This is a genomic window from Nocardia sp. NPDC051981 (genome assembly GCF_040680715.1).
Lineage (GTDB): Bacteria > Actinomycetota > Actinomycetes > Mycobacteriales > Mycobacteriaceae > Nocardia.
The window spans coordinates 43,445-62,054 of record NZ_JBFAXK010000039.1 but is presented as its reverse complement, the minus strand read 5'-3'; the positions used below and the strand labels follow the sequence as shown (position 1 = coordinate 62,054).

The 18,610-nt window shown below is 67.8% G+C and carries 15 protein-coding genes and 1 riboswitch; of the genes, 4 read left to right on the top strand and 11 right to left on the bottom strand.

The genetic code is table 11. From position 1 onward, the window contains the following. Positions 1-134: 134 nt before the first annotated feature. From gcvP to AB0L60_RS39330, 7 genes are all read right to left on the bottom strand, one after another. Positions 135-2,975 (bottom strand): aminomethyl-transferring glycine dehydrogenase, encoded by a 2,841-nt coding sequence (gene gcvP / locus AB0L60_RS39360; RefSeq protein WP_364625023.1) that lies wholly within the window; start codon positions 2,973-2,975, stop codon positions 135-137. 162 nt (positions 2,976-3,137) lie between these two features. Further along, a riboswitch (glycine riboswitch) is annotated at positions 3,138-3,233 on the bottom strand. A 137-nt stretch (positions 3,234-3,370) separates the two neighbouring features. Continuing rightward, positions 3,371-3,937: a MerR family transcriptional regulator gene (locus AB0L60_RS39355; RefSeq protein WP_354850586.1), complete on the bottom strand. Its 567-nt coding sequence runs from the start codon at positions 3,935-3,937 to the stop codon at positions 3,371-3,373. 207 nt (positions 3,938-4,144) lie between these two features. Next, a complete protein-coding gene (locus tag AB0L60_RS39350; RefSeq protein ID WP_040807814.1) occupies positions 4,145-4,618 on the bottom strand; it encodes a bifunctional nuclease family protein in 474 nt (157 codons plus the stop codon). Positions 4,619-4,685: 67 nt separating this feature from the next. Beyond that, complete coding sequence (locus tag AB0L60_RS39345; RefSeq protein WP_364625020.1) at positions 4,686-5,471, bottom strand: MerR family transcriptional regulator; 786 nt, start codon at positions 5,469-5,471, stop codon at positions 4,686-4,688. Positions 5,472-5,515: 44 nt separating this feature from the next. Next, positions 5,516-5,983, bottom strand: a complete 468-nt coding sequence (gene garA / locus AB0L60_RS39340) for a glycogen accumulation regulator GarA (protein ID WP_354850581.1) — start codon at positions 5,981-5,983, stop codon at positions 5,516-5,518. 185 nt (positions 5,984-6,168) lie between these two features. Next, positions 6,169-6,567: a glycine cleavage system protein GcvH gene (gene gcvH / locus AB0L60_RS39335; RefSeq protein ID WP_364625017.1), complete on the bottom strand. Its 399-nt coding sequence runs from the start codon at positions 6,565-6,567 to the stop codon at positions 6,169-6,171. Positions 6,568-6,629: 62 nt separating this feature from the next. Continuing rightward, positions 6,630-7,247, bottom strand: a complete 618-nt coding sequence (locus tag AB0L60_RS39330) for a CDP-alcohol phosphatidyltransferase family protein (protein WP_354850575.1) — start codon at positions 7,245-7,247, stop codon at positions 6,630-6,632. Between the two features lie 216 nt (positions 7,248-7,463). Here AB0L60_RS39330 and AB0L60_RS39325 point away from each other — a divergent pair, with 216 nt between their 5' ends. Together AB0L60_RS39325 and AB0L60_RS39320 are read left to right on the top strand one after the other, a co-directional pair. Continuing rightward, a complete protein-coding gene (locus AB0L60_RS39325) occupies positions 7,464-9,158 on the top strand; it encodes a GMC family oxidoreductase (RefSeq protein ID WP_364625014.1) in 1,695 nt (564 codons plus the stop codon). An 84-nt stretch (positions 9,159-9,242) separates the two neighbouring features. Next, entirely contained in the window at positions 9,243-10,130 is an 888-nt protein-coding gene (locus AB0L60_RS39320) for a nuclease-related domain-containing protein (protein WP_364625012.1), read from the top strand. On the opposite strand, the gene AB0L60_RS39315 is transcribed toward AB0L60_RS39320, so the two are convergent. From AB0L60_RS39315 to AB0L60_RS39300, 4 genes are all read right to left on the bottom strand, one after another. After that, positions 10,105-10,773, bottom strand: coding sequence for a phosphatase PAP2 family protein (locus AB0L60_RS39315; protein ID WP_364625010.1), 669 nt, complete (start codon positions 10,771-10,773; stop codon positions 10,105-10,107). The genes AB0L60_RS39320 and AB0L60_RS39315 overlap by 26 nt on opposite strands. 31 nt (positions 10,774-10,804) lie before the next feature. Further along, entirely contained in the window at positions 10,805-11,437 is a 633-nt protein-coding gene (locus AB0L60_RS39310) for a cytochrome b (RefSeq protein ID WP_364625008.1), read from the bottom strand. After that, on the bottom strand, positions 11,434-12,510 hold the full coding sequence (locus AB0L60_RS39305; RefSeq protein ID WP_364625006.1) for a catalase family peroxidase: 1,077 nt from the start codon (positions 12,508-12,510) through the stop codon (positions 11,434-11,436). The genes AB0L60_RS39310 and AB0L60_RS39305 overlap by 4 nt, the downstream gene beginning before the upstream one ends. 284 nt (positions 12,511-12,794) lie before the next feature. Beyond that, positions 12,795-14,702 carry an acyl-CoA dehydrogenase gene (locus AB0L60_RS39300; RefSeq protein WP_364625004.1) on the bottom strand — a complete coding sequence of 636 codons (1,908 nt, stop codon included), beginning with the start codon at positions 14,700-14,702 and terminating at the stop codon, positions 12,795-12,797. Between the two features lie 132 nt (positions 14,703-14,834). On the opposite strand from AB0L60_RS39300, the gene AB0L60_RS39295 reads away from it, so the two are divergent. Together AB0L60_RS39295 and AB0L60_RS39290 are read left to right on the top strand one after the other, a co-directional pair. Next, complete coding sequence (locus tag AB0L60_RS39295; protein WP_364625031.1) at positions 14,835-16,226, top strand: threonine/serine exporter family protein; 1,392 nt, start codon at positions 14,835-14,837, stop codon at positions 16,224-16,226. Positions 16,227-16,366: 140 nt separating this feature from the next. After that, the gene (locus tag AB0L60_RS39290) at positions 16,367-18,598 is read left to right on the top strand and encodes an MMPL family transporter (protein WP_364625002.1); all 2,232 of its coding nucleotides are present in this window, start codon (positions 16,367-16,369) and stop codon (positions 18,596-18,598) included. The last annotated feature ends 12 nt before the right edge of the window (positions 18,599-18,610 follow it).

Here is an 18,610-nt window from a genome sequence, read left to right as displayed (position 1 = left end):
ACCCCAGCGCCCCCCGGGGGGGGGCCCGGCCCCCGCGCCCCCGCCCCGCCTGTGGCGCCGGCCCCACTGGTTAGACCCCCCACTGGGCCCCCGCCCCGGCGGGCCCGCTTCACTGTTCGACGGTCAGTCTCCGATCACTCGGCGTACGCGTCCAGCGGCGGGCACGAGCACACCAGATTGCGGTCGCCGTAGGCGCCGTCGATGCGGCGCACCGAGGGCCACACCTTGGCCCGGGCGTGCTTCACGCCCATCGGGTAGACCGCGAGTTCGCGGCTGTACGGGTGATCCCATTCGCCCACCAGGCATTCCGCGGTGTGCGGCGCGCCGCGCAGCGGGTTGTCCTCGACCGGCCAGACCCCGGCCTCGACCTGGTCGATCTCGCCCTTGATGGCGATCATGGCGGTGATGAAAGCATCCAGCTCTTCGAGGTTCTCGCTCTCGGTGGGCTCCACCATGAGGGTGCCCGCGACCGGGAAGCTCATGGTCGGGGCGTGGAAGCCGTAGTCCGCCAGGCGCTTGGCCACATCGTCGACGGTGACGCCGGTGCGCTTGGTGATCTCACGCAGATCCAGGATGCACTCGTGGGCGACCATGCCGTTGTCGCCGGTGTAGAGCACCGGGAAGTGCGGATCCAGCTTGCGCGCAATGTAATTGGCCGAGGCGATGGCGGTCAGGGTGGCGCGGCGCAGGCCGTCGGCGCCCATCATGCGGATGTAGGCCCAGGTGATCGGCAGGATCGAGGCCGAGCCGTACATGGCCGCCGACACCGCGTGCGAACCCTTTTCGAGGGGATTGCCCGGCAGGTACTGCGCCAGGTGCTCGCGCACCGCGACCGGGCCCACACCCGGGCCGCCGCCGCCGTGCGGGATGCAGAAGGTCTTGTGCAGGTTCAGGTGGCTGACATCGCCGCCGAATTTGCCCGGACGGGCCAGTCCGACAAGGGCATTGAGATTCGCGCCGTCCACGTACACCTGGCCGCCGGCCTCGTGCACCAGCCCGCACAGCTCGGCCACCTCGTGCTCGTACACGCCGTGGGTGGACGGGTAGGTGATCATGATGCAGGCCAGCCGCTCGGCGTGGTCGGCGATCTTGGCGCGCAGATCGTCGAGGTCGATATCGCCGTTGGGTCGGGTCTTCACGACCTCCACCCGCATGCCCACCATGGCGGCGGAGGCGGCATTGGTGCCGTGCGCGCTGGAGGGGATCAGGCAGGTGTCCCGATGCGAGTCACCGCGATCCAGGTGGTAGCGGCGAATGGCCAGCAGGCCCGCGTACTCGCCCTGGCTACCGGCATTGGGCTGCAAGGAAACCCGATCGTAGCCGGTGACCGCGCACAGCCAGCCCTCCAGGTCCTCGATCAGCTTGATCAGGCCCCGGGCGTCCTCGACGGGGGCGTAGGGGTGCAGCCGGTTGAAGCCCGGCCAGGTGATGGACTCCATCTCCGCGGCCGCGTTCAGCTTCATGGTGCAGGAGCCGAGCGGAATCATGCTGCGGTCCAGGGCGATGTCCTTGTCCGACAGCGCGCGTAGGTAGCGCAGCATGGCGGTCTCGGTGCGGTACCTGGTGAACGCGGGCGCGGTCAGGTACTCCGAAGTGCGGACCTCGATGTGCGGGCGCTGCTTGCCGTGGAAGAGCGCGCCCTCCGGGCCGACCGGGATCTCCGCGCCGAAGCAGTCCAGCACGTCGACGATGTGGGTGTCGGTGGTGACCTCGTCGCAAGCGATCGCCACATGATCGGCATCGACCAGCCGCAGGTTGATCCCGCGTCCCTTCGCCTTGGTCACAATGGATTCCGCGCCCGCGGGCACCTTCACCAGCACGGTGTCGAAGAAGGTCTGGTGCACCACCGCGTCGCGGAGGCCGGCGGCCAGCCACTGGGCGTGGCCGTGCACCCGGCGCGCGAGCGAGCGCAGCCCGTCCGCGCCGTGATACGAGGCGTACATGGCGGCCAGGATGGCCAGCAGCACCTGAGCGGTGCAGATGTTCGAGGTCGCCTTCTCGCGGCGAATGTGCTGCTCACGGGTCTGCAGGGCGAGCCGGTAGGCCAGGTTGCCGTCCGCGTCCACGGACACGCCGACCAGGCGGCCCGGCAGCTGCCGCGCGTGCGCGCTGTGCACCGCGAGGTAGCCGGCGTGCGGCCCGCCGAAGCCCAGCGGCACGCCGAAGCGCTGCGTGGTGCCGAAACAGGCGTCCGCACCCTGCTCCCCCGGCGGCGTAATCAGCGTCAGCGCAAGCAGATCCGCGCCGACCGCCACCAGCGCGCCCCGCGCGTGCGCGGCCTCGATGACCGGCGCCCAGTCGACGATGCGGCCGGACGCGCCCGGCTGCTGAACGATCACGCCGAAGAAGTCGCCCTCGGGCAGCTGCCCGTCCGCCAGATCGGCCTCGACGATCTCGATGCCCAGCGGCTCGGCCCGGGTGTAGAGCAGCGTCCGGGTCTGCGGGAACAGATCGGTGTCGATGAGCAGCCGCTCGGACTTGCTCTTGCGGTTGGCCCGCTGCAGCAGCGTCATGGCCTCCGCCGCCGCGGTGGCCTCGTCCAGCATGGAGGCGTTGGCGACCTCCATGGCGGTCAGGTCGGCGACCATGGTCTGGAAGTTCAGCAGCGCCTCGAGGCGGCCCTGGCTGATCTCCGGCTGGTACGGCGTGTACGCCGTGTACCAGGCCGGATTCTCGACGAGATTGCGCAGCAGCACCGGCGGGGTGAGGGTGTCGTAGTAACCCAGCCCGATCATGGAGGTGGCCACGGTATTCGAATTCGCCAGCGCCGCAAGCTCGGCGAGCGCCTCGTGCTCGGAGAGCGCGGCGGGCAGCGCGTTCAGCCCGTTGCCCTCGGGCGCGTCCAGGATGCCGGCGGGCACGGCCCGGGTGGCGAGGTCGTCCAGCGACTCGACACCCACGGCCTCCAGGATGCGGCCGGTCTCGCCGCTGTCGGGGCCGATGTGGCGGTCGGCGAAGGATCGAGTCCAGATCACGGCTGCTCTCCAAGGGGTGGGCGGGGGTCGGCCCGGCGGCCGACGTGTCGTCTGCCCTCCCCCTCTGTCCTCGATGCCTGAGAGATTCGGACCCCGGCCTTGCGGCCGTTGACCTTTCACCATGGGCGGGTGACGCGAGGTCACCACTTTCCAGAGGCGTCGAAACTCCGCACGGTCCCTGGTGCCTGAGAGATTGACGGGGAGGTGCTGCTCCTTCGGCGTCCGAGACTATCCCCGGAACTCTCCCGCACGGCTGCGACGCACTGTCAGTCTAAGCGGCGCCAGGTTACAAGAATGTTGCCTGGGCAGGTTTCAGACTGTGGCGCAGTTCAAACGGCCTGCCCCGGATACCCGAACGCGCGCCGCAGGAAGCGACGCGCGTCCGGAAAGGGTGCCTAGCCGGTCTTGCTCATGCGGGCCTTGCGGCGGAAGGACAGCTCGTCCTCGGGACGGTCCGAGGTGGTCGCGGTCTCGGCGCGCTCGGCCGGGAAGTTGGCGATCGCTCCGGTGAGTTCGCGCATGGCGCCGCTGACGGCGATGCCGAACACGCCCTGGCCACCCTGCAGTAAATCGACCACCTCTTCGGCGGAGGAGCACTCGTAGACGGTGGTGCCGTCGGAGAAGAGGGTGATCCCGGCGAGGTCTTCGACGCCTCGGCTGCGCAGGTGATCCACGGCGATGCGGATGTTCTGCAGCGAGATGCCGGCGTCGAGGAGCCGCTTGACGATCTTCAGGACCAGGATGTCCTTGAACGAGTACAGGCGCTGGCTGCCGGATCCGGTGGCACTGCGGATGGACGGAACGACCAGTCCGGTGCGGGCCCAGTAATCGAGTTGGCGGTAGGTGATGCCGGCCACCTGGCAAGCGCTGGGCACGCGGTAGCCGACGAGTTCGTCGGGCACCGTGTCATCGGGGAACAGCCCTGGCTGCACCACATCCTGAGGTTGCGGTTGATCTCCCACTGACTACTCCCTTACTGCTTACCTATCAGGGCTCGGGCTCTATCAATCGACGCTGGAGCGTTGGCCTAACAATCGAGGCTACTCCCCTGATTGTCGCGGCAGAATCGCCACCGGCAAAGCTTGATCAGCCGCGTGTTTTTAACCCTAAACCTGAGGTAGAGACCGTGTTTTGTCCCATTTGAAGATCATTACCAGGTCAGGAACTGGTCAGCTGTCCGTGGCCTTGAAATCGTCGGGAGATACCGATTCGAGAAACTCCTTGAACTTCTCGACCTCGTCCTCGCGCTCGTCCGGCATGACCAGTCCGGCCTCTTCCAGCACCGGCTCCTCGGCATAGATCGGGCAGCCCACCCGCAGCGCGATCGCCACCGAATCCGAGGGCCGCGCGGAGATGCGCAGATCATTCTCGAAGACCAGGTCGGCGTAGAAGGTGCCCTCCTGCAGATCCACGATCCGCACCTCTTTGAGGGTGTGCCCGAGCTCCTTGATCAGGATCTTGATCAGATCGTGGGTCAGCGGGCGGATGGGCGTGACGCCCTCCTGCTCCAGCACGATCGCGGTGGCCTCGGCCTGGCCGATCCAAATAGGTAGATAGCGGTCGCCGGAGACCTCTCGGAGCAACAGCACGGGCTGATTCTGTGGTTGTTCGACACGGATGCCGATCACACGCATTTCGCTCATCGCACTGCCTCCCAAGATCCTCACCGGCCGCCCAACCCGGCTGTAATACCGAGTCTAGGCGAAGAATTCAGCCCCCGAGGGAAGCGCGCACAGAGGTCTTCACCAGGCAGGTGTGCAGAGTCAGCGACAATGCCGCCAACTCGCGGACCGTCTCCTCGGCCCGGGCGCGGGCATCCGCGTCACGGCTCTTGGCGATCGGCGCCGCGATCTGCGCGACCATGGCGGCCTCGCGATCGGCGGCCAGCTTGAAGGCGCGCAGATGCCTTGCCTCCAAACCGAATTCGCTCAGAGCCTTGGCGGTGCGGGCCAGCGTGACGGCGTCGCCGTCGAAATAGCCTGCGGCACCGGGGGTAATGAGGTTGGCGCGAATCAGCTCGGTCAGAAACTTCTCGTCGATGCCCGCCTGCTCGAGCAGATCCGCCCGGGTGATCCGGATTTCGTGGTCGAACCGGAGCTCCTCGGGCGATACCTCACCGGGCACGGCGGTCAGCCGCCGCAGGCGGCCGCCTCCATTGGGCGACAGACCATCTCTCGTGTCGGGCCCAGGTCTGGAATCGGGCACGGCCCCTCCCACGGCGTTCGCCCGGGCCCGGGCCTCCCGGACCCCGAGCGTCGCCGCCCCACTGTCGATCGCTTCGAGCTGTTCCTTGATCACCTTCAACGGCAGGTACTGATCCCGCTGCGCGGTCAGCACGAAGCGCAGGCGCTCGACGTCCGCCACATGAAAGCGGCGGTACCCCGAGGGCGTGCGCTCCGGGCTGATCAGGCCCTCCGACTCCAGGAATCGGATCTTGGAGATGGTGATGTCCGGAAAATCCGGACGCAGGAGATCCAGCACGGAGCCGATCGACATGCCTCCGCGCGTCCACTGCGCTGCGCCAGTCATTCCGCTCGGTCCTATAGACCCGAGTCGCTCGTCGCCGGTCGCGGTCCCGTCAGGAAGACGAGACGGAACTTGCCGATCTGAACCTCGTCGCCGTTCTGCAGCTCCGAGGAATCCACCGGCTCCCGGTTGACGTAGGTGCCGTTGAGGCTGCCCACATCGACGACCTGGAAGGTGTCGTCGTCCTGGCGGAATTCCGCGTGACGCCGGCTGACGGTGACATCGTCCAGGAAGATGTCGCTGTCGGGATGGCGTCCCGCCGAGGTGGTCGGCTGGTCGAGCAGGAAGCGCGAGCCGGCGTTCGGACCACGCTTGACCACCAGCAGGGCCGCGCCCGCGGGCAGGCCCTCCACTCCCTGCACCGGCTGCTCGCCGGTCTGCTCGGTGCGCGACGTGTCGACCTCGTTCAGGAAGTCGGCACGGAACACCGAAGTGGTCTCTGCTGCCGTTTCCTGGTAACCCGGGTCCTTGTTCTCGCTCACCCTTGCTCTCCTCCTCGAACCGAATAATCCATGCAAGCAGTTGATGCCCTCAGCGATGCGGCACTCCGGCCACTCCCCGCTTCGGGTAGGTCCGGATAATCCGGACACCGGCTGCGCGCACTTCTGTTGGCATTGACCGTACCCTGCCAGGGCGTACCCGTGCAGGTAGAACTGTGAAGGCTCCTTCAGCCTCCGATAACTCCTTGATAACCTGCGGCATCGAGGAGCTTTCCGAGCGCCGCTTCGAGCGCCTCGGCGGACTCCGCCTCGACCTCGAAGAGCCACCCGTCGCCGTAGGCGTCGGAGTTGACCGTCTCGGGTTCGGCATCCAGAAGATCGTTCACCGCAACGACTTTCCCCGCCAGCGGGGCGTAGATGTCGGACACACTCTTGGTGGATTCGATCTCGGCGATGCTGTCACCGCTCGCCACGTCGGAGTCCACCGCCGGCAGCTGTACGAACACGACGTCACCCAGCTGCGACTGCGCGTAATCGGTGATACCCACCCGCACCCGGGTCGGACCCACTTTGCTCACCCACTCGTGCTCTTCGGAGTAGCGCAAATCCTCGGGTACTGCGGTCACTGGCAGTGTCCTTTCAACGGGCGTTCCTCTCGGGATCGTCGTCGATCCGTCCGCCGCACACCCTATCGGGAGTGATCATGGTGTGGCACGGGCGGTATCGCTCGGGCCACGGCGACGGCTTTGCGGAGATACAGGATTCCGGTCCAGACGTAGACCGCCGTGCCCCAGATCAAGAATGCCCCACCGAACGCGCGGCCGAAACCTGCCGCCGCCCAGTCCATCTGCCCCGCCAGCAGCCAGGGCAGCGCGGACATCAGCGCGAAGGTGGCGGCCTTGCCCAGGTAGATGACCTCGGGCGGGGGGAGGTTGCGACGCCGGTAGATGCCGAGGGTGAGGGTCAGGATCGCATCGCGGCCGACCAGGATCAGCACCACCCACCAGGGCAGGATGCCGCGAATCAGGAAGCCGCCCAGGGTGGCCAGCAGGTAGAGGCGGTCCACCAGCGGGTCGAGGATGGCGCCCAGTTTGGACGACTGATCCAGCAACCGGGCCAGCTTGCCGTCCAGGAAGTCGGTGATGCCGCTGAGAACCAGCAGCGTGAAGGCCCAGCCGTCGGCTTTCTCGGCGAGCAGCAGCCACAGGAAAACCGGGACGCCGATCAACCGGATCACGCTGAGCACGTTGGGCACGGTGAGGATGCGGTCGCTGTAGACCGGTTCGGCGTTCCGCTCGGTTGTCACAACCCGGTCATACCCCAATCGCCGCGCCATCTCCATCCGGGCACGCCGCCGCGCCGCCGCCGGAGCCGAACGATATGTTCGCTGTCATACTCACCCGGGTGAGAGAATGACATCAGTATTTTCTCATCGTATTGGAGGGTGCGAATTCGCAGGCGTGCTGCGGTTCGGGCCCGAGTGGTGAAGGCTGATCGGTACAGCCCAGGGAGAGGAAAGACCATGCCCGACTTCGACTATGACGTCGTCGTTATCGGCTCCGGGTTCGGGGGGAGCGTGAGCGCGCTGCGCCTGAGCGAGAAGGGCTACCGGGTCGCCGTGCTGGAATCCGGCCGCCGCTGGAACGCCGAGGACATCCCCAAGACGAACTGGAATGTGCGCAAGTCGATCTGGGCCCCACGGCTGGGGCTGACCGGCACCCAGCGCATCAGCATTCTGGGCAAGTGCGCGGTGTTCTCGGCGGCGGGCGTGGGCGGCGGGTCGCTGATCTACGGCAACACCCTCTACGAGCCGCTGCCGGCCTTTTACACCGACCGGCAGTGGGCCCACATCACCGACTGGCGCTCGGAGCTCGCGCCGTACTACGACCAGGCGCAGCGCATGCTGGGCGTGGCCCCGAATCCGCGCATGACCCCGGCCGACGACGTGATCCGTTCGGTGGCAGAGGATCTGGGCGTGGCCGACACCTTCCACGCCACCAATGTGGGCGTGTTCTTCAACGAGGCCGCGCCGGGCGAGGAGGTGGACGACCCGTACTTCGGCGGGGCGGGACCGAGGCGCGCCGGCTGCATCCACTGCGCGCGCTGCTTCACCGGCTGCCCGCACAACGCCAAGAACACCACGCCCAAGAACTACCTGTACCTGGCCGAGCAGGCCGGTGCGCACGTGTTCGAGCTGACCACGGCCACCAAGGTCCGGCCCATGACCGGCGGCGGCTACGCCATCGAGACACAGCGCTCGGATCGCTGGATTCGCAAGGGGCGCAAGGTGTTCACCGCCGAGCAGGTGGTGTTCGCGGCGGCCGCGCTGGGCACCCAGAAACTGCTGCACAAGATGCGGGACGAGGGCGTGCTGCCGAACCTGTCGCCGCGGCTGGGCGAGCTGACCCGGTCCAATTCCGAGGCCATCCTGAACGTGGTGAGCAAGGCGCGCGACGATTTCGCCGAGGGCATCGCCATCACCTCCTCGATCCATCCCGAGCCCGACACCCATGTCGAGGTGTGCCACTACGGCAAGGGCCAGAACGGCCTGTTCCCGCTGTCGGTGCCGCTGGTCGATGGCGGAGCGTTCCGGTTCCTGCGCTTCCTGCTGGCCATGCTGCTGCACCCGGTGGTTTTCGCGCGCAGTCTCAATGCCCGGCGGGCGTCGGAGAAGTCGGTCATCCTGCTGGTCATGCAGTCGCTGGACAACTCGCTGACCTCGTTCCGGCGCTGGGGGCAGCTGCGGACCAAACAGGGCATGGGCAAGCCGAATCCGACCTGGATCCCGCTCGCGCACGATGTCGGCCGCCGCTTCGGGGCGAAGGTCGACGGCGACGTGCAGATGCTGGCCATGGACGTGTTCAACATCCCGGCCACCGCCCACTACATCGGCGGCTGCGTCATCGGCGAGGGCCCGGAAAGCGGTGTGGTGGACCCGTATCAGCGCGTGTACGGCCATCCGGGCCTGCATGTCGCCGACGGCTCGGCGGTGACGGCGAACCTCGGCGTGAACCCGTCGCTGACCATCACCGCCCAGGCCGAGCGCGCAATGGCGTTCTGGCCCAACCGAAACGAGGCCGATCCGCGGCCCGAGCTGGGCGCCGCGTATCGTCGGATCCGCCCCGTCGCGCCCAAGCACGCGGTGGTGCCGGACTTCGCGCCCGGCGCGTTGCGACTGCCCCTGTTCCCGAACGATCACGAGCTCTCCGCGAACTGAGCGCGGCGGCGTGCCCGGCGGTAATTTGGGGTGTTGTGCCCGTACCATTTCCCGGTATCGATTCGACGAGGAAGGTGAGAGCCGATGCTCGTCCGAGTGCAGAACGCCGCCGGCAGTCACGCCGAGAAGGTGCTCATCGATTGGCTGCGAACCTGGAAGGGCAGCACCGATCCCAAGGGCGTCGCCACCGTCAATTGCAGTCTGTTCCACGGCGATAAGCTGCATCCGTTCGACGCGGTGGTGTGGACGCCGACCAGCTGTGTGGTGATCGAGGCCGAGGCGCTGTCGGAGCGCATGGACGGCGAGCTCGAGATTCCGGTCAACGGCCCCTGGCGGGTCGGCGACCGGATCATCAGCTTCGAGGGCGGCGACAAGCGCAGTCCGCTGGACAAGTCCCGCGATCACACCTTCGCGCTGCAGAGCTGGCTGGCCGAGCGGGGACTCGGCCAGCGCGTCATCCACGGCATCGTGCTGGTGGTGCCGGCGCCCGGGTCGAACCTGCGGGTCACCCAGCTGTGGAACGATCCCAGCTTCCAGGCGCTGCTGGGCGACGAGCGGCGGCTGCGCGACCACTTCACCAGCCTGCTCTCGCGGGGGCGGCCGCAGTGGTCGGCCAATGACGTGGCCTGGGCGTTCCGCGGTCTGGGCATCCTGCCGTATCTGCCCGCGCCACAGGATCTGCTGAACGAGGGCTTCCTGGGCCCGGTGGATCCCACGCTGTGGCACGGCGGTCCGCAGCAGGCCCAGGCCGAGGCCTTCGCCGAGGAGCAGGCGCGGCTGGAGCGCGAGCACGCGTCTGCACGCGGTCTGAACATCCCCGAGCCGTGGTTCAGCCCGCGCAAGCTCTACCCGCGCCGCAGCGACCGGATCGAGGTGACCCGCGGGCTCATGCGGGTGATGCTGACGCTCGGCTTCCTGGTGGCTGTGCTGTGGGTGGTGTGGTTCATCATCGCGGGGGCGGCGTCGTATTAGACAGCGCCGCAACCGGTGTAGCCATGAAGTAGCGGAACGGTAGGTAGAGGGCGGTCACGAGCGCGACCGCGGCCGCCGTTCCGCCCAGGACGTCGGTCGGATGGTGGTATCCGAAGCCGACCATGCCGATCATGACGGCAGGCAGCACCACCACCATGACGATCACCGTGCCGGTCCGCACTCGCGCGGATTCGGCCACGAGCGCGAAGGCGGTGACGACCGCGACCAGCTGGACGGTGTGCCCGCTGGGGTAGGCGAGATAGTGGTCGAGCCTGCGGTCCCAGAACGGTTTGAGCGCAAAGGTATTGACGGCCACCACCAGCTCGGGGGCCACCAGTGCGAATCCGGCCTGCCACCATTGGCGGCGGTAGGCGAACCACGCCGCGGAGGCGCACAGCAGCGGCAGGACGACGTAACTGTTACTGGGGAACACCAGGACTCGATACACCCACATGTGCGCGTCCAGCCCCGAGTGGATATCGCGCTCCAGCACCAGATCCGCGCCAGTCGACCCGCCGCCCGCCGGAAACGACAGCGGCACAAGCACAGTGACGATGACCCCCGCCAGCACGACGGCGGGCAGGGCGGCACGGCGTATCCGTTGATCCGGCGGAGTGGGGGCGGGCGCGGTCGATCGAGTCACGGCTGCACGATACCGACGGCCCGCCCGTGCCTCAGGATCGGCGCTCGGGCACCATGCGCCGCATCAGCCCGTCACGCAGCCCGATCGCATGCCACAGCACCGCGGACAGGTGTGCGGTGAACAGGGCCAGCAGCAGATAGGCCAGCCAGGAGTGCAGGGTGCGCAACTGTGCGTAGAGGTGCGCGTTCTCCGGCGCGATCGCGGGCAGGTCGATGCCGCCCCCGATCCGCACCGGAATCCCGGAAGCCGACACCAGCGCCCAGCCGACGACAGGCTGGAGCAGGAACAGCGCGTACAACGACAGCTCCGACGCCATCGCGATCCGGCGCTCGGCCGGTGACAGCGCCGCCGGGGCGGGCGCCCGCCGCAGCAGCCGGTTGACCAGCCGCGCCATACCGAGCACCAGGATGGCGATGCCGACCGACCGATGGATGCTCAGCAGCACGCCGTAATCCCCGACCGATCCGACCAGGGCGGCCCCGAGGAACAGCATGGCCACGATGAGCACGGCCATCAGCCAGTGCAGCGCCCGCGTGGTCAGGTCGAAATGGCCCGCTCGCGCGGTGGGTTCGGCGGGCGCCGGGCCGTCGGCCTCCAGCACGTCCGGTGTCGTCGGATCCGGTTCCTCGACCGTGGTCCCGGCCGGTTCCATCGCCCCGCTCACGCCAGACCCTCCACCCGCAGCGGCTGCCGGGTCGCCGTCTCGCCCGCCCGGCGTCGATACGACTCGGCGTAGGCGGCCGAGCGTGCTTGCAGCACACGGTCGTCCGACGCCGCGATGCCGTTCGGCAGTACCAGTGGATCGAAGTTGACGTCTCGTACATTGGCCGCGGACTCGCTCGCGACCCCGGTCAAGATCAGTGTGCCGGTATCGATGCCGCGCCGCTCCGCCGGCCAGGGGATGGTCGGGTCGTGGGTCGGATCGGTGCCACGATTGCCCACCACCGCGATCAGTTTCCAACGCAGCGATTCCCGGCGGAGGTCCCGGACCAGGCCCGTGAAGAGCTGATCGTCACCGGATGCACCGGATGCACCGGTGGCGCCGGTGGTTTCGGGTTCGAGCCGCCAGCGGACCGGAGTCCGGGTGCCCTGCGCGTCGACGCATTCGAAGGCGTTGAGGCCGTGGAAGGTCGAGGTGGCGAAGCTCGCCGCGGGCGGGTTCCGCTTGATGATCTCCAGTGCGGCAGCAGTTTTCGGATGCGTGGCCAGGTAGGCGCGTACTCGCTCCGGATCCGGTTTCCCGGTGGCCGGGTCCGGCGCGTAGGCCGCGGTCCGGTCGTGGAAGTCCTGGGCGGAGGTGTCGGTGAAGACGGGGATATTGAGCAGCGCCAGCCGCCATTCCTCTCCGGCGGGCAGGGTGACCCGCAGTCCGAGCCCCCGGCGCGCGTCGAGAACGTCGGGCGCGAACGGCTTGCCGCCCGCCAGCGAGAACCGACCGTGCACCGGGTAGCTGCCGAGCCGGAACACCGCGGCCGTCGACAGCTCCGTTCCGGCCCCGTTGCTCTCGAAGCGTCCCGCCACCGCGACACCCTTGGCATGGTTGCGCCGATAGCCCGGGACGAAACCGTTGGCGGCCTGCAGGCCGTCGACGATGCGCCGGGCGGTCAGCCGCGCCGGGCCGATGGCATTCTCCGCGAACAGGAATCCGCCGACGCCGGCGGTTCCCGCACCGGTGATCACCGCCGCGGCCAGCAGCGCGCGCCGATTCAGGGGTAGCGGACCGTTCTCCTCGCCCATTCGCATCTCCTCGTGTCGATCATCGAAACGCGAGCGACGATGCCGTACGAGCGGGTGCGGACACCACCCGACACGGCGGGTATCGGCATGACTTCACGGTTCCGTAAGAACTCGCGCGCCGCGGACGGTGGCGACAATCAGCCCGACCGTGCCGTCGCGGCTGCTGCGGGGCCCGGCTCGGCATGGGTTCGGTCCGGGGCGGACGGCCCTGGTGACGCGGGTCGTGTGCGCAATCTCTCAACGATGCACGGAGGCAATAGGATTCAGCTGTGACGGCGACCGGGTCAGCCGAGCATGGCGGCGCGCAGCATCCCCTCGGGGACGCCGAGTCCCTCGATCAGGGTGAGCGCCTGGGGCCGTAGCCGATCGACGAGTTCGTTGACGCCGCGGCGCACCGCCTTGGCACGCTCCACGGACATGAAGCGGTGCATGATGTACCAGGCCTGGTTCTGCTCGATGGTCCAGTAGACGTACAGGTCGCAGACGGAATCGGCGAGGGCGCGCGCGTCCGGGTCCTCGATGTCCGCGATGCCGTCGATGAAGGCCTCCAGCACCAACCGCTCGATGTGCGCGGTGCCGGCGGCGAGGATGTGGTCCTGGGCATTGTTGAACGCCTCGAAGGGCCCGGTCTCCTTGGCGCGGGCCCGGAGCCGGTGCGCGGCGGTGCGGACCATGTAGTCCTCGCGATCGGCGAACAGTTGCAACTGGACCGACCGCCGGGACAGGTCGGCCTCGTCGACGGATTCGTCGCCGCGGTCGCGCAGGCGCTGGATCATCTGCCGCACACCGGATCGCTCGCGCACCACATCGCGCGCCATGGTGGCCGCGAAGCGCACCCAGCCGAGGGCGTCGAGGTCGCGCACCTCATCGGCGTAGGCAGTCAGCAAGTCCTTGGCTACCAGCTGGGTGAGGACCACGTTGTCACCTTCGAAGGTCGTGAACACATCGGTGTCGGCCTTGAGGGTGACCAGGCGGTTCTCGGTGAGATAGCCTGCGCCGCCGCAGGCTTCGCGGCATTCCTGGATCGCCTGGGTGGCGTGGCGGGTCTGGGCGACCTTGAGTCCGGCGGCGCGGTTCTCCAGGGCGCGCTGGGCGCGCGGGTCGGTGGTCCGGCCGGTCTGCACCAGGTGCATGCGATGCACGAGATCATTCTGTGCGAAAGCCAGTGCGTAGGAACGCGCTACGAGCGGCAGCAAACGGCGCTGATGGCTGCGGTAGTCCAGCAGCGCCGTCTCCTCGCCGGTGTCGGGGTCGGCGAACTGGCGGCGCTGCTCGGCGTAGCGGACGGCGATGCTGAGCGCGACCCGCGTGGCCGCCGAGGCCGCACCGCCCACACTGATCCGGCCGCGCACGAGGGTGCCGAGGGTGGTGAAGAAGCGGCGGCTGGGGTTCTCGATCTCGGAGCTGTAGGTGCCGTCCGGTGCGACGTCGGCGTAGCGGTTGAGCAGGTTCTCCCGCGGAATTCGCACCTGGTCGAACAGGATTCGGCCATTGTCGACGCCCGGCAGGCCGCCCTTGAGACCGCAGTCGGAGGTGGTCACCCCGGGCAGGTCGCTGCCCGCCTCGTCACGGATGGGCACCAGGAAGCAGTGCACGCCCTTGCTCTCGCCGCCGGTGATCAGCTGCGCGAAAACCGCTGCCATGCAGGCGTGTTCGGCTGCGCCGCCGATGTAGTCCTTGCGGGCCGAGGGGGTCGGGCTGTGGACCACGAACTCCCGGGTCGCCGGGTCGTAGGTGGCGGTGGTCTCCAGGTTGGCGACATCGCTGCCGTGCCCGGTCTCGGTCATGGCGAAGCAGCCGAGCAGGCGCAGCGGAATCAGTTCGTCGATGTACTCGCGGTGCCGCTCGGTGCCCAGGTTTTCTACCGCGCCGCCGAAAAGACCCCACTGCACACCGCTTTTCACCCACAGCGACAGGTCGGTGTAGGCCAGCATCTCCAGCGCGGTGACCACCGCGCCCGGGTCACCCGGGCTGCCGTCCGGGTGCCGGAAGCCGCCCTCGACCCAGCCGAAGGAGGCGACCAGCTGCATCTGGTCCAGCACGCGCGCCCGCGCCGCTTTGATGTCGAGGGCGGGGTCGCCGTAGAGGCGATCGTCGTCGAGGATGTCCCGCGCTCGTTCGCGCACGTCACGCCACGGGCCGTCGAGTGCCGCGCGTAGCTCTTCCGAAATCGAAACGCCGCTCGTCGCCATACTCGAAAACACTACTGCCATCGAACTGCTCGACCTGGTGATCTCCCGCACCCGTGTACGTTGCTGTATGTGAGCACCGATGTGGCTATCGAGGCGGAGGCGCCTTCCGGGCTGCGCGCCCGGTGGCGTCGGATGCTGACCGGGGCGGTGGGCCGCTTGGTCGCGGACCGCCGCGCGACCGTCGACGCGGTGGTCGAAGCGCCCGCTCCGGTCCAGCCGATCGATGTCACCGACGACGCGACAGTCACCGAGGTGATGGATCTGGCCGAGCGGGTGGGCGAGGTGGTGCTGGCGTCCGGGACCGCGGTCATGGACACCACGACGCAGATCGAGTTCATCGCCTCCACCTACGGGCTGTCCAAGTGCGATATCGATGTCACCTACAACTCGATTCGCATCTCCGCCGACCGGGGACCGCGGCTGCCGCCGTACAGCACCATGCGTGTCGTGCATTACCGGTCGCTCGACTTCACCCGCCTCGCGGCGGCCGATCGGCTGACCCGCCGCATCCGCCGGGAACTGGTGCCGCCGCAGGAGGCGCTGGCGGCGCTGGACGAGATCACGTCCGCGCCGCACCCGTACCCGCGGTGGCTCGCGACGGTCGGCTGGGCGGTCATGGCCGCAGCGGTGGCGCTGCTGCTCAATGGCGGCCTGCTCATCGCCCTGCTGAGCTTCGCCGCCACCACCATGATCGATCGCACCAACCGGATCCTGAATCGGCGCGGTCTGCCGTTCTTCTTCCAGCACATGGTGGGCGGCATCATCGCCACCGTGCCCGCGGTCCTGGTCTCCACCTTCGCCGAGAGCCTGCATCTGGACCCTTCGCTCATCATCGCCGCCGGAATCACGGTGCTGCTGGCCGGTTTACAGCTGGTCGGCGCGGTCGAGGACGCCATTACCGGCGCGCCGATCACCGCGTCGGCGCGCATGCTGGAAGTGATCATGATGACCGGCGGCATCATCGCCGGTATCACCTTCACGCTGCGGGTGGCGGAGGTGTTCGGGGCGACGGTGCCGATCGCCGACATGACCTCGACCCGCGATCTGACCAATCTGCCCCTGAAGCTGGTCGCGGGCGCGCTCACCTCGGCGGCCTTCGCGCTCGCCTGTTATGCGGAGCGGCGCGCCGTCGCGGCGGCTGCGGTCAGCGGTGCGGCGGCCACGATCGTCTATCTGCTGGTCCAGCACTTCGGATTCGGCCCGATCGTGTCCTCGGGTGTGGCGGCCACGGTGGTGGGCCTGGCCGGTGGTCTGGTGGCACGCCGCGCCCTGACTCCCCCGTTGGTGGTGGCGGTCGCGGGCATCACTCCCCTGCTTCCCGGTCTGCGCGTCTATCGCGGTCTCTACGCGCTGCTCAATGACGAATTGATCGTCGGGCTCAACCAATTGTTCAGTGCGTTCGCCGTCGGCCTGGCGCTGGCGGCCGGTGTGACCCTGGGTGAGTGGATCGCCCGCGATCTGCGCCGGCCGCGGATCGTGAAGCGTATGGGCTCGCTGCGCCGGCCACGACTCAGCTCCGGGTGATCACAGCCCGGCGATTCGGCACCGCCTTTTCACCACGATCCATACTCGTTTTCTATCGCTAAATCACGTTCCGGAATTCACTTATTGTATTCTGATACAACGATTTTCACTCCTCGTGATCTTGACTGCTACCGTGCAGTATGACCACGAGAAGCCCGCGTGACCGCGATGTCTTCGCGCTATGGGGAAAACTCGTAGCCAACCACCGTTTTCTCGTTCTGGGCATCGTGGCGGCCGCCCTGCTCGGTCTCGGCGGCTACGCCTGGGGCTTCGAGAGCCGGCTCAGCGCGGGCGGTCTGGACGATCCGAACTCGGAGTCCGCGCAGGCGGCGGTGCTGGCCGCCAATGCGTTCGGACCGAACCACGCCGCCGATGTGATCGTGCTCTATCAGGCACCCGACGGGAAGACCGTCGACGATCCGGACGTGAGCCAATCGATCGTGGACAGCCTCAACGGGCTCACCCAGCGCTTCCCGAACGACATCGCCGGCGTGTACGCCACGTATTGGCCCGAGGTCTCCGCCATCCGTGGTTCCTCCGCGGCCTTCGCCACCAAGGACCGGACCCGCGCGGTCGCCTCCGTCGCGCTGACGGACAATGCCGCCACGACCGTGAAGGACGCGTTCTCGATTCCGGGTATCAAGGTGTACGTCGGTGGCCTGCAACCGGTCTCGACCGCCCTGACCGACACCATTTCGGCCGATACCCATCGCATGGAACTGCTGGCCATTCCCGCGGTCGCGGTGCTGTTGTTCTTCATCTTCGGCGGCGTGGTCGCCGCGGCGCTGCCGCTCCTGATGGGCGTACTGACGATTCTGGGCGCGAACGGCATCGTCCGGGCGATCACCAATGTGACCGAGGTGAATTCCTTCGTGGCGCCGGTCGTTTCGATGATCGGCCTGGGCCTGGCCATCGACTACGCATTGTTCATCGTGAGCCGGTTCCGCGAGGAGGTGGCCGCCGGATACGACACGCCCGCCGCAGTCCGGCGCGCCGTGATGACCGCGGGCCGCACGGTGTTGTTCTCGGCCACCATGATCGTCGCCAGCCTGGGCGGCATGCTGTTGTTCCCGCAGGGTTTCCTCAAGTCCATCGCGTACGGCGCGATCGCCACCGTCACCCTGGCGGCGCTGACGGCCGTCACAATTCTGCCCGCCATGCTGGCGATCCTCGGGCCATGGGTGAATGCCCTGGGCATCAAGCGATTCCGCCGTACCGATTCGGCGCAAGAGGTGGAGGAGGGCTTCTGGGGCCGGTCCACCAGCTGGGTGATGCGGCATCCCCGCGAGATCACCGCGGTCCTGATCCTCGGATTACTGGTGCTGATCGTCCCGGTCCGCAATATCGCCTTCGGCGGTTTCAGTGAGAAATATCTGCCGCCGGACAATACGACTCGTGTCGCCCAGCAGCAGATCGATACCTATTTCCCGCTCCGCAAGCCCGACCCGATCGAGTTGCTCATCACCGCCAGTGACAGCACCGAGGTGGGCCCCTTCATCGAACAGGCGAGCCACGCTCCCGGACTGATCACCACCGGGCTCTCGACCGGTTTCGAGATTCCGACCCGCTCCCAGACGCAGCCGAATGTCTATCGCACCCAGGCCTATCTGATCGATTCCACCAAGTACGACAAGACCATCGACTATCTGCGGGCACTGCCGGTCCCCGACAATATGACCGTGCTGGTCGGCGGCGTGCCGACGGTTCAGCACGACGCCATCGCCGCGCTGCTGAAACGGCTGCCCCTGATGATCCTGCTGGTGCTGGCCATGACCACGCTACTGATGTTCCTCACCTTCGGATCCCTGGTCCTGCCGCTGAAGGCCGCCTTCATGAGCGTGCTCGGCCTGGGATCCACGCTCGGCATCCTGACCTGGATCTTCACCGAGGGCCACGGCGCGACCCTGCTGAACTTCACCCCCCAGCCGATTCAGGCGAACATCCTGTTCCTGATCATCGCCATCATCTACGGCCTCTCCACCGACTATGAGGTTTTCCTGGTGTCCCGCATGGTCGAAGCCCGGGCGCGCGGCGCGACCACCGAGGAGGCCATCCGCTCCGGCACCGCCCAGACCGGCCGCATCATCACCGCCGCCGCCCTGATCCTGCTGGTGGTCACCGGCGCCTTCGCCTTCTCCGACCTGGTTCTCATGCAGTACATCGCCTACGGCATGATCGCCGCCCTGATCATCGACGCCACCGTCCTGCGCATGCTCCTGGTCCCTGCCACCATGAAGCTGCTGGGCGACCGCGTCTGGTGGGCGCCGGCCTGGATGAAGCGCATCCAGCAACGCATCGGCCTGAGCGAACCCGTCCTGCGCGACGAACCCGCCCACCTGCGCCGCACCGAATTGGCCGACGCCCGAAGCTGATTCGTCCCAGGA